Here is a 15170-nt window from a genome sequence, read left to right on the forward strand (position 1 = left end):
ATCTCCCCGTTTGAGGATCACAGTTGCGAAGTGCCAATCATCGGCTACCCTAGTGATGCACAAGGAAATCCGGCACAAACCGGACGAAGCCGCAGCAGCAAGAACGGGAGGCAGGGCACGAATATGGCAGGGGGCATGAGCGCGATCCTGAAGGCGGCGGGCCTCTGTTTCCTGCTTTGGAGTTTTCCGGTTTTCGCACAGGAAGATCAGGAAAGCGAAGTTCCGCAACCGCGGCATGGCATTGCCATGCACGGCGAACCGAAGTATCCAGCTGATTTCACACATTTCGACTATGTGAATCCCGCTGCGCCCAAGGGTGGTTCGGTGCGCTTGGCGGCACGCGGCACCTATGACAGCTTCAATCCCTTTATTGTGCGCGGTGTCGCGGCAAGTGGTGCCAGTTACCTCAACGAAACCCTGATGGTGTCCAGTGCCGACGAGCCTTTCAGCATGTATGGCCTGGTCGCCGAAAGCATCCGCGTGCCGGAAGATCGTTCCTGGGCAGAATTTACGCTGCGCGAAGAGGCGAACTGGCATGATGGTGAGCCCATTACGGTCGAGGATGTCATCTTTTCGCTCAATATCCTGCGCGAAGAGGGGCACCCTATCTATCGGCAATACTATGCCGATGTGACGGATGCCGAGAAAACGGGTCCGCGCAAGGTGCGTTTCACCTTTTCCGAGGGCGAGAACCTGGAATTGCCGCTGATCATCGGGCAGTTGCCGATCCTGCCCAAGCATTACTGGGAGGAGCGCGATTTCACGCGCTCGGACCTGGAGGCGCCGCTGGGCAGCGGTCCCTATCGTGTGGCCGATTTCGAGCCAGGCCGACATGTGGCCTATGAACGGGTCGAGGACTATTGGGGCAAGGATCTGCCGGTCAACAAGGGGCGCTACAACTTCGACCGCATCCGATACGACTACTTTCGCGATGAAACGGTCATTCGTCAGGCCGTGAAGGCCGGGGAAGTGGACTTCCGTCAGGAAAACCAGGCCAAGGCCTGGGCCCTGGATTATGACACACCGGCCGTGGAGCAGGGCCGGTTGGTCATGGAAGAGATTCCACACGAACGTCCCACAGGGATGCAGGGCTTCGTCATGAACACACGCGAGCCTGTCTTCAGTGACCCTAGGGTTCGGCGTGCCATGGCCTATGCCTTCGATTTCGAGTGGTCGAACCGCAACCTCTTCTTCGGGCTTTACGATCGCACGGAAAGCTATTTCTCCAACTCGGAACTGGCGTCGAGCGGCCTTCCCGAGGGGCGCGAGTTGGAGCTGCTGGAGCCTTATCGCGGTCAGGTACCGGAGGAGGTCTTCGAAGAGGAATACTTCGCCCCCTCCACCGACGGCAGTGGCTGGCCGCGCCAGAACCTCAAGATGGCTTTCGAACTGCTCGAGGAGGCCGGCTGGGTGGTGCGCGACATGGAACTCGTGCACAAAGAGACCGGCGAGCAGATGACCTTCGAAATCATGATCTATGACACGGCCTTCGAACGCGTCGTCCTGCCCTATGTGCGCAATCTCAGGCGGTTGGGAATCGATCCGACGGTGCGGCTGGTGGACACTTCGCAGTACGTCAATCGCCTGCGCGACTTCAATTTCGACATGACCATCACGTCCTGGGGGCAATCGGATTCTCCGGGAAACGAGCAACGCAACTACTGGAGTTCCGCTGCTGCCAATATGACGGGCAGCCGCAACCTGGCGGGTATCCAGGATCCCGTTGTCGATGCGTTGATTGACGAAGTGATCCGGGCTGGCAGCCGCGAAGACCTGGTCGCGGCGACACGCGCGCTGGATCGCGTGCTGCTGTGGGGGCACTATGTCGTGCCGCATTGGCATTCCCGGGTGGATCGCCTGGTCTATTGGAACAAGTTCGGCCATCCCGAGAATCCGCCCTTGCATGGGTTCGAGTTCGACAACTGGTGGATAGACGAGGACAGGGCAAGGCGTCTGCGTGAAGGTGACGAGATGGTGGAATCTCCGGCAGACGAACAGGAGGGCTAGGGCATGACCGCCTATATCATCCGACGGCTTTTCCTGATCGTGCCGACGCTGCTTGGGATCATGTTGATCAACTTTCTCGTTCTGCAGTTCGTGCCGGGCGGTCCTATCGAACAGGTGATCTCCCAGGTCACGGGAACAGGCGGCGGCACCGAGGCCGCGATCGAACGGGCTTCGCGCAGCGGTGGCGAGGATGTCATCTCGTCGTCGCGCAGCGAGCGCTATGGCGCCCAGGGACTGGATCCGGAATTCATCAAGGAACTTGAGCAGCAATTCGGTTTCGACAAGCCGGCGCATGAGCGTTTCATCATGATGATCGGCAACTACCTGGTCTTCGATTTCGGGGAGAGCTTCTTTCGCAACGCGGATGTGGCCGAGTTGGTGATCGACAAGATGCCGGTCTCGATCTCGCTGGGCGTCTGGACGATGTTGATCACCTATTTCGTCTCGATTCCCCTGGGCATTGCCAAGGCGGTGCGCGATGGAGAGGCTTTCGACATCTGGACCAGCGGCATCGTGATCGTCGGCTACGCCATTCCCAACTTCCTCTTCGCCATCCTGCTGCTCGTTCTCTTCGCCGGTGGCAGTTATCTGGACTGGTTCCCCCTGCGAGGACTGGTTTCCGACAATTGGGAAGATCTGTCCTGGCCCATGCAGATCGTGGACTATTTCTGGCACCTGGCCCTGCCGGTCCTGGCCATGGTGATCAGCGGCTTTGCCGGCCTGACCATGCTGACCAAGAATTCCTTCCTGGAGAATATCCACCAGCAGTATGTGCTGACGGCGCGCGCCAAGGGCCTTACCGAGCGCCGCGTGCTCTACGGGCATGTCTTCCGCAATGCCATGCTGATCGTCATCGCGGGTTTCCCGGCCGCCTTCATCAGCGTTTTCTTCACCGGCGTGCTGCTGATCGAGGTGATCTTCTCGTTGGACGGCCTGGGACTGCTGGGTTTCGAGGCCGTGATCAACCGCGACTATCCGATCGTCTTCGGCACGCTCTATTTCTTCACGCTGGTGGGCCTGATCCTCAATCTTGTGGGAGACGTCATGTACACAGTGATCGACCCGCGCATCGACTTCGAAAGCCGTGAGACATGACGGGCAGGGCTGTGAGCAGAAAGACCGGAGCGGGCCTGTTCAGTCACCCCATCACCCGACGGCGGTTGCAGAACTTCCGCAAGAACCGGCGTGGCTACTGGTCGCTCTGGATTTTCCTGGTTCTCTTCGGGATCAGCTTGTTCGCCGAGTTCGTTGCCAACGACCGGCCGGTCCTGATCTTCCATGACGGCAGCTTCTACATGCCGATCTTCCAGGATTATCCGGAAACCACCTTCGGCGGAGACTTCGAGACCCAGTCCGATTACCGCGATCCCTATCTGCAGCAGTTGATAAACGCCCAGGGCTGGATGGTCTGGCCGGTGATTCCCTATAACCACCAGACCGTGGCCTGGGACCTGGCCGAGCCGGCGCCCGCGCCACCCGATGCCACGCATTGGCTGGGCACCGACGACCAGGCCCGGGATGTGCTGGCACGTCTGATCTATGGCTTCCGCGTCTCGGTCCTGTTTGGACTGGTGCTGACGTTCTCGAGTTCCCTGATCGGGGTCGCCGTGGGGGCGATCCAGGGCTATTTCGGTGGGTTGACGGACTTGCTGGGCCAGCGCTTCATCGAGATCTGGTCGGGCCTGCCAGTGCTCTATATCCTGATCATCCTGTCCAGCATCGTGCAGCCGAACTTCTGGTGGCTGTTGCTGATCATGCTGCTGTTCAGTTGGATGTCCCTGGTGGGCCTGGTCCGGGCGGAATTCCTGAAGGTGCGCAACTACGACTACGTGCGCGCCGCCCGGGCGCTGGGTGTCTCCAACGGTGTGATCATGTATCGACACGTCCTGCCCAATGCCATGGTGGCGACGCTGACCTTCCTGCCTTTCATCCTGACAGGGGCGATCACCATGCTGACGGCGCTCGATTTCCTGGGCTTCGGCCTGCCGCCTGGCTCGGCTTCCCTGGGTGACCTTGTGGCCCAGGGCAAGGCCAACCTGCAGGCACCCTGGCTTGGCCTGACCGCCTTCTTCGTGCTGGCCGTGATGCTGAGCCTGCTGGTCTTCATCGGCGAGGCCGTGCGCGATGCCTTCGATCCGCGCAAGCTCTTCGCCTCGGCTGCGCCGCCGCCGGAAACGGCGGCCAGCGCGCAACCTGCCATCGCTCCCGGGAGGGCCTAATCATGCAGTCGAATGCGGGCGAGAACATACTGACCCTGCGCAACCTGGGTGTGACCTTCCAGAGTCCTGGCGGCGCGGTCGAGGCCTTGCGCGGCATCGATCTGGACCTGAAGAAGGGAGAAACCCTGGCGCTGGTGGGCGAAAGCGGCTCGGGCAAGTCGGTCTGTGCGCTATCGGTGCTGCAGCTGCTGCCCTATCCCCTGGCGGCGCATCCCTCTGGCAGTTCCATCGTCTTCAAGGGCGAGGAGTTGATCGGCGCCTCGCAGAAACGTCTGCGCCAGCTACGCGGCAACGAGATCTCGATGATCTTCCAGGAACCCATGACCTCGCTCAACCCCCTGCATACCGTGGAAAAGCAGGTGCGTGAGGTTTTGTTCCTGCACAAGGGCTATTCCAAGCAGGCGGCGCGCCAGCGCACCCTGGAACTGCTTGAAATGGTGGGCCTGCAGAACCCGGCTCGCAGGCTCAATGCCTACCCCCATGAACTCTCGGGCGGCCAGCGCCAGCGCGTGATGATCGCCATGGCGTTGGCCAACGAACCGGACCTGTTGATCGCGGACGAACCGACCACGGCTCTGGACGTGACCATTCAGGCGCAGATCCTGAAGCTGTTGCGTGACCTGCAGAGCGAGCTGCACATGTCCTTGCTGATGATCACCCACGACCTGAACGTGGTGCGCAAGAATGCCCAGAATGTCTGCATCATGACCCAGGGTCAGATCGTGGAGCGCGGACCGGTTTCCCAGGTTTTCGACAACCCGCAGCATTCCTATACCCAGCGCCTGCTTGCCGCGGAACCGAAAGGCCAGCCGCTGACGCTGCGTGCCGACGCGCCGGTGGTCATGCAGGGCGTCGACATCAAGGTCCATTTCCCCATACGCAAGGGGCTGCTGAAGAAGACGGTGGATCATGTGAAGGCCGTGGACGGCATCGATGTCACGGTGCGTGAAGGCCATACCGTTGGCGTCGTGGGCGAGTCCGGTTCCGGCAAGACGACACTGGGTTTGGCGCTGCTGCGCCTGATTTCCAGCCAGGGCAATATTCTGTTCGAGGAACGCAATATCCAGGGCTGGAAGAGCGGGCAGCTGCGGCCCCTGCGCCGCGAGATGCAGGTGGTCTTCCAGGATCCCTACGGCTCGCTCAGTCCGCGCATGTCCGTGGGCGAGATCGTCGGCGAGGGACTGAAGGTCCATGACCTGAAGGGCAGCGAAACGCCGGAAGCACGGATCATCCGGGCCCTTGAGGAAGTGGGCCTGGACCCGGACAGCCGCCACCGCTATCCGCACGAGTTCTCGGGCGGCCAGCGCCAGCGGATCGCCATAGCGCGCGCCATCGTGCTGCAGCCCCGCTTCATCGTGCTGGACGAGCCCACCTCGGCGCTGGACATGTCGGTGCAGGCCCAGATCGTCGACTTGCTGCGCGACCTGCAGGCCCGGCACAAGCTGGCCTATCTCTTCATCAGCCACGACCTGAAGGTGGTGCGGGCGCTGGCCGACGAGGTGATCGTCATGAAGGACGGTGTCGTGGTGGAGCAGGGCGCCTCAGCAGACATTTTCGACTCGCCTCGAGAGCCCTATACTCAGGCTCTGCTCAAGGCCGCCTTCGATCTGGAGGCGGTGGAGAGCGGCGTCGTGAATCTCTAATCCGCCAATCTCTAGTCCTTCCACATCTGTCATTTCTTCAGTCGAGTTTTCCCATGGCCCTGCTTTTCTATTCCACGTCCGACAGCGCGAAAGTCTGGATTCCCGAGCTCGAGCGGCAGCTGCCGCATCATGACATCCGTCAGTGGCCGGAGATCGGCGATGCCTCGGAGATCGATTATGCTCTGATGTGGAAGCCGGAGCCCGGGATCATGGCGTCGCTGCCCAACCTGAAGGTGATCTTTTCCATCGGCGCCGGCATCGACCACCTGGTGAAGGACCCGGACATGCCGCGCCATCTGCCGCTTGTGCGCATGGTGGAAGAAGGCCTCACCGCGGGCATGACCGAGTACGTTGTCATGCAGACTCTCTATCATCATCGCCGCATGCTGGACTATCGCGAGCAGCAGGCCGAGCAACGCTGGGAGCCGCTGCCGCTCACCCCCTGCTGGGACCGCAAGGTGGGCATTCTGGGCCTGGGCGTCCTGGGTCGCGATTCCGCGGAGAAGCTGGCCATGCTGGGCCTGGACGTGGCCGGCTGGAGCCGTACAGAGAAGCGGATCGAAGGTGTCAAGTGCTATCATGGCGAGGAGGGCCTGCAGGAGATTGTCGCGCGCAGCGAGATCCTGGTCTGCCTGTTGCCCCTGACCGAACAGACGCGCGGCATCCTCAACGCCGATCTCTTCAACCGCATGCCTCAGGGGGCCATGGTCATCAATGCCGCGCGCGGTGAGCACCTGGTGGACCAGGACCTGCTGGATGCCCTGGACAGCGGGCAGATCGACTCCGCCACCCTGGACGTCTTCCACGAGGAGCCGCTGCCTGCGAACCATCCCTTCTGGAGCCATCGGCGCATCATCCTGACTCCGCACATGGCCAGCATCACCGTGCCACGCACGGCGGTCGCCTCGCTGGTGGACAACGTGCAGCGCTTCGAGGCTGGTCAGCCCATGCAGAACGTGGTGGATCTGGATCGGGGGTATTGAGGCAAGCCCCAGCTTTTACAGCTTTGCCGTCCAGCCCTTGAGCCGTTCGCAGGCCTCGACGATCTCCTCGGTCGCGCCGGCGAAGGAAAAGCGGATGTAGTGGTGGCCGCGCTGGGGGTCGAAGTCGGTGCCGGGCGTGGCGGCGATATTGATCTCGTCCAGCATGCGCTTGCAGAGCGCCTGGCTGTCGTCGCCCAGGTGGCCGCTGTAGGCATAGATGTAGAAGGCGCCGTCGGCGGGCGCCAGATCCGGGAAGCCGGCGGCGGGCAGGTGCTCCAGCAGATGGGCGCGGTTGGCGGCATAGATCTGGACGGTCGCGTCCAGTTCCTTGCCGGCGTCGAAGGCGGCCACGGCGGCCTCCTGCGACAGGGCCATGGGCGAGATGAAGAGGTTCTGGGCCAGGCATTCGATGGGCAGCACCAGCTCGGGCGGCAGGACCAGCCAGCCCAGGCGCCAGCCGGTCATGGAGTAGTATTTCGAGAAGCTGTTGACGATGATGGCGTCGTCCGTCAGCTCGCTGGCGCTGACGGCGCGCCGCGTGAATTCGATGCCGTGGTAGATCTCGTCCGAGACCAGGCGGATGCCGCGCTCGCGGCAGCAGTCGACGATGCGCTCCAGTGCCTCCCGGTCCACCATGGTGCCGGTGGGGTTGGAGGGGCTGGCCAGGATCAGGCCGTCCAACGCGCCAGCCTGTTCGATCAACTCAGGTGTCGGCTGAAAGCGCTCCTCAGGCCCGGCGGGCAGCAGCACGGCCTCGAGCCCCAGGGCCTTCAGGATGTTGCGATAGGCGGGATAGCCTGGCGCGGCCAGCGCCACGCGGTCGCCCGGCTCGAAAGCGGCCAGGAAGGACAGCAGGAAACCGGCCGAGGAGCCGGCGGTAACCGCCACGCGCTCGGGGGCGAGTTCCACGCCATAGGTTTCGGTGTAGTGGCGCGCGATGCGCCGGCGCAGGCGCGAAATGCCCAGCGAATCGGTGTAGCCCAGACGCAGGGAGTCGAGCGCGGTGTGTGCCGCCTTGCGCACCGCTTCGGGCGCCGGTGTGCCGGGCTGACCGACCTCCAGGTGCAGAACATGCTCGCCGGCCGCCATCTTCTCGTTGGCCGCGCGCAGCACATCCATGACGATGAAGGACGGAATACGCCCGCGTTCCGCGACTTTCAGTGCCATGAAGGTCCCCCTGACAGATGATTCGTGTGCTGGTTGCCAGCCTTAACCCGCTGCGGGATTGAGGGCAAGCAAGGGAGAACTCACCATTCTCCGCGAAAGTGGTCCAGCTTGCGGCGCTCGCGCTTGGTGGGGCGCCCGCTGCCGGGCTCCCGGGCGGGGCCTTCGCCACGGCTGTTGCGGGGCAGGGGGTGCTGCTCGCTGATGGGATTCAGGTCTTCGTAGCTTTCCTGGGCCTCGCTGGCGGGGCCGCGTCGGGTTGGCAGTGACACCACCTTGATCACACGCACATAGGGGCCGCGGGAAAAGGTCAGGACATCGCCAATGCGCAGCCTGTGATTGGCTTTGCGCACCACCGTGCCGCCGATACGGATCTCGCCGGCCTCGCAGGCGCGGGTGGCCAGTGCGCGGCTCTTGTAGAAGCGCGCAAAGAAAAGCCACTTGTCCAGGCGCAGGAAGGCCTCGGTTTGTTCTTCGCTCATGGCCTCAGCCGCGTTTCATCTGCTTCAGGACGGCGAAGGGAGAATGCGGGGCTGCATCGGGTGTCTTCTGGTGCCCGGTCTTGGCTTTGCCAGGCTTGGTGTTTCCGGATCTGGGCTTCCTGCCTTCCGGCTTGCCCTTGGCTTTGCGCTGGCGTCGATAGACGGTCTCGCCGTCTTCCTGATGCGGCTGATAGCCATTGCTGCCCAGAACCAGGCGCAGGGTTTCCGGATCCCCATCCAAGAGGTCGCAGAGCTTCTGATCGGGTTTCAGCACGCCTTCCCGGGTTTGCTGCCGGGCGCGGGCCATGGCCTGTTCCAGGCTGTCCACACGTACGGCCAGCCTGCGCTTGCCGCGCCCCAGGCTGCGGTAGCCGATGGCCTGGCAAAAGGCAGGATCCTGGGCGCGTTCGTCGTAAAGCAGGCGTGTGCTGCTGTCGGGAACGGCTGTGAAGGCATGCGCGTGGAAAACGCACCAGAGCAGGGCCCGCAGACGTTGGCTGCGTGGCTTCAGCAGGGCCGGCAGGAAGAGTGACTGCACCCCCAGGCGCAGGTTCAGGCCGGCCAGCGCCTTGCGGTCCGCCTTGTCCAGTTGCCGCACCTGTTCGGCGGCGGCAGAGCGCGGCAAGCTGCCCATGGCTTCGGCCACCTGGAAGGCCAGACCGCGGGCCGCCCCCTTCAAGGGGGCTTCCTCGAGTTGGTAGAGCGGCGCCAGGCCATTGCGCAGGTGGCGGTTCAGCCAGTCAGCCAGGCGCCGCCTTATGCGCTCGCGCGAGGGGCCGTCCAGGAGCTCGCTGTCGAAGGTCTGGATGCGTGGGGTCAGCGGACTGTCCCCTGGTGCCAGGCGTGCGATGGCGGTGCCGCGCCAGAGCAGCTGGGCCCGGTCATCCAGCTGGAAGGCACCGTCGTTGTCCTCCTCCAGTTTCGACAGGCGCTGCGGCATGACGCCCTGAAGCGCCTTGCGCGTGGCGGCCAGGATGGCCTGGCTGTCGTCGCGGTCCACCGAGGCGTCCAGGCGGAAGCGGAAGCCCTCCAGATGGCCGACCTCTTCGCCTTCGACCAAGACCTCGCCGTTGTTGCGCACTGAAGCCAGCAGGTCCTCGCCGCTCCTAAGCCGGCGCAGCAGGGTGGCCGTGCGTTTGTCCACGAAGCGATTGGTCAGCCGCGCGTGCAGAGCATCGGAGAGTTGATCCTCGATGGCGCGGGTGCGTTCCTGCCAGCCCTTGGCGTCGGCCAGCCAGTCGCCGCGATGGGTGATGAAGGTCCAGGTGCGCACATGGGCGATGCGGGCGATGAGCGCGTCGATATCGCCGTCGGTCCTCGCGATGCGGTTGATCTGCCGGGCCACCCAGTCCTCGGGAAGCTGGCGGTCGTTCTGGCGCAGGTAACGGAAGATCTGAGCCAGCAAGCGGACATGGTTGTCGCTGAAGGTCTTGCGGAAGTCGGGCACCTGGCAGACGTCCCACAGTAGCTCGACGCTGGCGCGATCCTGGGCCAGGTCCATAAGGGAGTCGTCACGCAGCAGGGTTGCCAGGGCTGCCTGGTCGTCGGGCGGGCGTACGCGCATGAGTTCCCTGCGCTCCGGCCGGCGTTCCAGGCTGCGCAGCAGGGCCTTGGGATGGGTGAAATCCAGCTCGCGGTTGCGCCAATAAAGCGCGTTCAAGGCCGGAAACTGGTGTTCCTCCACGGCCTCGATCAGCTCTTCCTCCATGGGTGGCTGGTCCGCTGTGGTGCCGAAGGTGCCGTCGTTCATGTGCCGGCCGGCACGTCCGGCGATCTGACCGACCTCGGGTGCGCTCAGCCGGCGCGGGCGGTGGCCGTCGAACTTCGACAGGCGGGCGAAGGCCACATGATCGAGCCCCAGGTTCAGGCCCATGCCGATGGCATCGGTTGCCACCAGGTAATCCACCTCGCCGGATTCGAACATCTCCACTTGGGCGTTGCGGGTGCGCGGCGAAAGGGCGCCCAGCACGACCGCGGTGCCGCCGCGCTGTCGGCGCATCATTTCGGCCAGGGCATAGACCTCGGATACCGAGAAGGTGACCACGGCCGACCGCGGTGGCAGACGGTTCAGTTTCTTCTGGCCGGCATAGGACAGTTTAGAAAAGCGCGGGCGCGAGACGATCTCCAGATTGCGGATCAGGCCGTGCAGCAGCGGGCGTATGGTCTCGCTGCCCAGCAGCAAGGTTTCCTGCGTGCCGCGGGCGTGCAGCAGGCGGTCGGTGAAGATGTGCCCGCGCTCGGGATCGGCGGCCAGCTGGATCTCGTCCACGGCCAGGAAGTCCACTGGCCGGGTCACCGGCATGGACTCCACCGTACAGATGAAATAGCGCGCGGTGTCCGGGATGATCTTCTCTTCGCCGGTGATCAGCGCCACCTGGCGCTCGCCTCGGGCCTTGACCACGCGGTCATAGTTCTCGCGCGCCAGCAGACGCAGCGGAAAACCGATCATGCCGCTGGAATGCGCCAGCATGCGCTCGATGGCAAAGAAGGTCTTGCCCGTGTTGGTCGGCCCCAGGACCGCGACGACCCGATCTGAACTCATAGTTACCATCCTACAGAAATCGGGCTGCCGGGGCCAAGGTGCAACAGCTGGGCGAAAGCAATAACAGGCTTCCACCGGTTGATAGGGGGCATTTCTGTCGGGCTGTCTGTCTTTCCGGTATGCGGCCCCAGCGATTCGTGGAAGTTTCAGGGCAGGCCTCCGGGGGCGCTCCGGCTGCAGGCCGGAAATCGCGACTATTGTCGCGTAGGCTTCAATTCCAAGTCTCGACAAACCCCGGATGGACTCTCGAGCGTAAAAAGAAGCCACTGTTGGTGCCGTTCCGTCATGGGATGTCGCCGGGTCCGGCCTGCCTTCCTCAAGCTATCATGCGCAGGCATTGCAGCAAGGGGGTGCAATCTCTCTTCCACTCTTGCACCGAGGTGGTTCGGTACTCATATCTTGCCGCAGATCACGAGCGATCGCGCCTGAGTCCTCGGGCGGCGGTCCGAACACCACCCGAGACAAAGTGAAGAAGAACAGTAAAGCCATGAGTGAAACCACCCAGGAAACGCTATCCTTTCAGGCGGAAGTCAGCCGCCTGCTCGATATTGTCGCCAACGCGCTCTATTCCAACCGCGAGATCTTCCTGCGCGAGCTGATTTCCAATGCCTCGGATGCCTGTGACAAGCTGCGCTATGCAGCGCTGACCGAACCCGCATTACTGGAAAGCGATTCCGAGCTGCGGGTCGAGCTGTCGGTGGACAAGGACAAGGGCCAGTTGACCATTGCCGACAACGGCATCGGCATGAATCGGGAAGACCTGGTGGAGAACCTGGGTACCATCGCCAAGTCCGGCACCTCGGCCTTCCTGGACAAGCTGGGCGAAAAGCGCGGTGAAGTGGATCTGATCGGTCAGTTCGGCGTCGGGTTCTATTCCGCCTTCATGGTGGCGCAGCATGTTTCCGTCGAGACCCGCAGGGCCGGTGAGGAGAGTGGCTGGCACTGGGAGTCCGACGGCCATGGCAGCTTCACCATCGGCGAGAGCGAGACGGCACCGGCCCGGGGCACGCGCATTACCATCACATTGAAGGAGGATGCGCAGGAGTTTCTGGAAGAGGCCAGCCTGCGCCGGATCGTGCAGACCTATTCCGATCATATCGCCTTTCCGGTGGTGCTGAAGCATGCAGGCGAAACGGAGGACGAACGCCTGAACAGTGCGGGTGCACTTTGGCTGCGCCCGAAGAGCGAGATTTCGGACGAGCAGTACAAGGAGTTCTACAAGCACGTTGCCCACGCGCTGGACGAGCCCTGGACCTGGTTGCACTTCCGGGTCGAGGGCATGATGGAATACACGGGCCTGCTGTTCATTCCCACGCAGCGGCCCTATGACCTGTTCGACCCGCAGCGCAAGCATGGGGTGAAGCTCTACGTGAAGCGCGTCTTCATCACCGACGACTGCGAGACCCTGCTGCCGGCATACCTGCGCTTCCTGCGCGGCATCATCGATTCCGAGGATCTGCCGCTCAACATCAGCCGCGAGATGCTTCAGCACAATCCCATGATCGCGAAGATCAAGTCTGCGCTGGTGAAGCGCGTTCTGGGCGAACTGGAGACCAAGGCCGAGAAGGAGCCTGAGAATTACACGACCTTCTGGGAAACCTTCGGTCCCGTTTTGAAGGAAGGTCTCTATGAGGATCGCGACCAGAGCGAACCCCTGCTGAAGCTGGCGCGCTTCCGCTCCACTCGCCGCGAGGGTTGGGTTTCTCTTGAAGAGTACGTGAGCGGCATGAAGCCGGGGCAGAACGAAATCTATTTCATGACCGGCGAGGACCTGGACGTCCTGAAGAAAAGCCCGCAACTCGAGGGCTTCTATGACAAGGATGTCGAGGTCCTGTTGCTGACCGATCCCATCGACGAGTTCTGGGTGCCGGCTGTCGGAAACTACCAGGACAAGGAGTTCAAGTCGGTCACGCGAGCCGGGGCCGACCTGGACAACATCGCTGGCGAGTCCAGTGATGATTCAAAGGATGGCGAAGAGAAGGCCGAGGAGGGCAATGCCGATGCACTGGTGACCTTCCTGAAGGAGAACCTTTCCGGAAAGGTCAAGGATGTGCGCGCCTCAAAGCGCCTGACCAGCAGCCCGGTCTGCCTGTCGGCCGACAGCGGTGACCTGGACCTGCACCTGGAGCGCATGCTGAAGCAGCATGGACAGCTGAACCAGGAGGCCTCGCGCATCCTTGAGGTCAACCCCAACCACCCGCTGGTGCGCAAGCTGTCCGACAAGCTCAGCAACGGCGCCGAGGCCAGCGAGATGGCGGGCATGGGCGAACTGCTCCTGGACCAGGCGCGCATCCTGGACGGCGACCTGCCGCTCGATCCCTCGAACTTCTCCAAGCGCCTGTCCGAACTGGTTCAGCGCAGTCTGGGTTGAGGAGCAAGATGGTTGCTACCCTGAGGATCTGGCTAAGCGTGGTGCCGTATTCTGGCTAGTACTATAATCTAGGCATGAACTGATTCGATCTGCAGGGAGTCGCAATTCCACAGTTGTTCCCGTGCCAGGCACTGAACGAATTGTGAGAGACCCATTGTGCAGGTTCATGAGGGCTTCTGAAATATTGAGGCCCAATCCGGTGCCTTTGCTGGTATTGCTCAGGTAGGCATCCTTGGCCTGACCAAAAGGCTCCAGCGCTTTCCGGACATCCTCATCGCTCATCCCTATGCCTTGGTCTGAGATCAAGAGTGAAAGACTGCCATCCACATTCTCCCTAGATTTTATCTGAATGGAAGTTCCAGGATGCGAGAACTTGATGGCATTCGACAGGATATTGACGACAACCTGGGTTAAGGCCCGGATATCGACGTGTATTAGGTAATCTTCCGTGGGCATCTCTATCGAGATGGACTTCTGCCCAGCCAAACGCTTTACCAGGACCAGGCTTTGCTCAAGCAGGTCTGAGAGTTCTATTTCACTCTCGTGCAATTCATAACGTTGGGCTTCTATTTTAGACATGTCCAGGATGTCATTGATCAGCCCAAGAAGATAATTGCCGCTTGCATGAATGTCTTGTGCATAGCCTTGAATTTGTTCGACAGGTAGTGATCGTGAATATTCTTGGCGAATCAGGTCTGAAAAGCCGATTATTGCGTTCAATGGCGTGCGCAACTCATGGCTCATCATGGCCAGGAACTCGGATTTACTTTTGCTAAGTGCCTCCGCTGAGTTTCGTGCTTCTCTCAGTTCTTTGGTCTGCGACTCAAGCCAATTGTGATACTCATGGAACAATTGAGCGCGCTTGTAGGCGCGCTGTATGATAATCCCAAAAACCAGCATCATGATGAGTGCTTCAAGAAGCAGAGGTATATAGAGCTGCTTAAGAATGGCGTTTGCAGGTTTTGCAGATTCCCAGTTCAGGATGCCTAGTATGTTTCCCTCAACAGACCTCAGGGGCAACTGAGACCCACTTGCTTGTGCACTATCGAGGGAGAGGTGCATATCCTTCAAAAGAAATGGATAATCGATTGTGGATAGCAAATCCTGGTCAAATGTCTGGAAGAATATAAGGACCACTGGAGCGCCATCATCACGGGGCAGCGGACGTGTACCTTCCCAGTTAACCACAGAAGCGGCGGCCAGATGAAGACCTTCCTTGTCACGGAAAAAGCCAGTGACTGCTTTGGAGTCCTCGCTTCCTCTTCCTACAGCCTGCGCGCGGGCAGCGATAACCAACTTATTCACGGGTTCTGGAAGATGTTCAGGCACAGCTAGAGCATCAGACTCCGTGTGGTGGATGATGCGGTTATTGGCTCCTACTGCGAGAGAGCCATCCATGCCAAGCCCGTCAACCACCCATTGGCCTACATTGTCATCAGCCCATTTTGGATCATAGCTTGAGACAAGGTTTTCAACTGTAGCGTCCCAATAGGCATAATCTTCCACAAAATCGCTGAGCTTTTCGCGTTGTTCAGAGATGGTGGACGAAACAATCTGCAGTGCTGTTTGTTCGGCAACCCTGTTTTGCTCTTGAACGGTATTGTAGATAAGTGCGGCTGCTACCACGAGGAAGACAGCAACGAGAACGAAGATTGGGAACAGTTGGGCACGTACGGTGATCAGCCCAAAATTGTAAGCCCTTCTTCTCGCTTCTGTAGTATCTACCATCTCAAGTGCCTGAACTCAGCTGTGCAGTGAC

Annotated in this window: 10 protein-coding genes; 6 read left to right on the forward strand and 4 right to left on the reverse strand. The window is 61.3% G+C overall.

Annotated features, from left to right (window positions below; all coding sequences use genetic code 11):
* Positions 1-135 precede the first annotated feature (135 nt).
* The 5 genes from G502_RS20520 to G502_RS0114765 are packed head-to-tail and all read left to right on the forward strand — an operon-like array spanning position 136 to position 6852.
* The gene (locus G502_RS20520) at positions 136-2007 is read left to right on the forward strand and encodes an extracellular solute-binding protein (protein WP_022729449.1); all 1872 of its coding nucleotides are present in this window, start codon (positions 136-138) and stop codon (positions 2005-2007) included.
* A 3-nt stretch (positions 2008-2010) separates the two neighbouring features.
* Entirely contained in the window at positions 2011-3102 is a 1092-nt protein-coding gene (locus G502_RS0114750; protein WP_022729450.1) for a microcin C ABC transporter permease YejB, read from the forward strand.
* A gap of 11 nt (positions 3103-3113) precedes the next feature.
* Positions 3114-4226 (forward strand): ABC transporter permease, encoded by a 1113-nt coding sequence (locus G502_RS20525; RefSeq protein ID WP_245560773.1) that lies wholly within the window; start codon positions 3114-3116, stop codon positions 4224-4226.
* A gap of 2 nt (positions 4227-4228) precedes the next feature.
* On the forward strand, positions 4229-5869 hold the full coding sequence (locus G502_RS0114760) for an ABC transporter ATP-binding protein (protein ID WP_022729452.1): 1641 nt from the start codon (positions 4229-4231) through the stop codon (positions 5867-5869).
* Between the two features lie 53 nt (positions 5870-5922).
* Complete coding sequence (locus tag G502_RS0114765; protein ID WP_022729453.1) at positions 5923-6852, forward strand: 2-hydroxyacid dehydrogenase; 930 nt, start codon at positions 5923-5925, stop codon at positions 6850-6852.
* Positions 6853-6867: 15 nt separating this feature from the next.
* Here G502_RS0114765 and G502_RS0114770 read toward each other — a convergent pair whose 3' ends face one another.
* The 3 genes from G502_RS0114770 to G502_RS0114780 all read right to left on the reverse strand — a co-directional run bounded on the left by G502_RS0114770 (position 6868) and on the right by G502_RS0114780 (position 11040).
* Positions 6868-8019: a pyridoxal phosphate-dependent aminotransferase gene (locus G502_RS0114770; RefSeq protein WP_022729454.1), complete on the reverse strand. Its 1152-nt coding sequence runs from the start codon at positions 8017-8019 to the stop codon at positions 6868-6870.
* A gap of 80 nt (positions 8020-8099) precedes the next feature.
* Positions 8100-8498 carry an RNA-binding S4 domain-containing protein gene (locus tag G502_RS0114775; RefSeq protein WP_022729455.1) on the reverse strand — a complete coding sequence of 133 codons (399 nt, stop codon included), beginning with the start codon at positions 8496-8498 and terminating at the stop codon, positions 8100-8102.
* Between the two features lie 4 nt (positions 8499-8502).
* The gene (locus tag G502_RS0114780; RefSeq protein ID WP_022729456.1) at positions 8503-11040 is read right to left on the reverse strand and encodes a helicase-related protein; all 2538 of its coding nucleotides are present in this window, start codon (positions 11038-11040) and stop codon (positions 8503-8505) included.
* Positions 11041-11527: 487 nt separating this feature from the next.
* Here G502_RS0114780 and htpG point away from each other — a divergent pair, with 487 nt between their 5' ends.
* Complete coding sequence (gene htpG, locus G502_RS0114785; protein WP_022729457.1) at positions 11528-13411, forward strand: molecular chaperone HtpG; 1884 nt, start codon at positions 11528-11530, stop codon at positions 13409-13411.
* A 15-nt stretch (positions 13412-13426) separates the two neighbouring features.
* Here htpG and G502_RS21615 read toward each other — a convergent pair whose 3' ends face one another.
* Positions 13427-15139: a sensor histidine kinase gene (locus tag G502_RS21615; RefSeq protein ID WP_022729458.1), complete on the reverse strand. Its 1713-nt coding sequence runs from the start codon at positions 15137-15139 to the stop codon at positions 13427-13429.
* Between the last annotated feature and the right edge of the window lie 31 nt (positions 15140-15170).

The organism is Fodinicurvata sediminis DSM 21159, assembly GCF_000420625.1.
In the GTDB taxonomy this organism is placed as follows: domain Bacteria; phylum Pseudomonadota; class Alphaproteobacteria; order Kiloniellales; family DSM-21159; genus Fodinicurvata; species Fodinicurvata sediminis.

Coding starts and splice junctions, on each gene's coding strand:
- G502_RS0114750 (WP_022729450.1), top strand. CDS start 2,011: ATGACCGCCTATATCATCCGACGGCTTTTCCTGATCGTGCCGACGCTG.
- G502_RS0114770 (WP_022729454.1), bottom strand. CDS start 8,019: ATGGCACTGAAAGTCGCGGAACGCGGGCGTATTCCGTCCTTCATCGTC.
- G502_RS0114760 (WP_022729452.1), top strand. CDS start 4,229: ATGCAGTCGAATGCGGGCGAGAACATACTGACCCTGCGCAACCTGGGT.
- G502_RS21615 (WP_022729458.1), bottom strand. CDS start 15,139: ATGGTAGATACTACAGAAGCGAGAAGAAGGGCTTACAATTTTGGGCTG.
- G502_RS20520 (WP_022729449.1), top strand. CDS start 136: ATGAGCGCGATCCTGAAGGCGGCGGGCCTCTGTTTCCTGCTTTGGAGT.
- G502_RS0114780 (WP_022729456.1), bottom strand. CDS start 11,040: ATGAGTTCAGATCGGGTCGTCGCGGTCCTGGGGCCGACCAACACGGGC.
- G502_RS0114775 (WP_022729455.1), bottom strand. CDS start 8,498: ATGAGCGAAGAACAAACCGAGGCCTTCCTGCGCCTGGACAAGTGGCTT.
- htpG (WP_022729457.1), top strand. CDS start 11,528: ATGAGTGAAACCACCCAGGAAACGCTATCCTTTCAGGCGGAAGTCAGC.
- G502_RS0114765 (WP_022729453.1), top strand. CDS start 5,923: ATGGCCCTGCTTTTCTATTCCACGTCCGACAGCGCGAAAGTCTGGATT.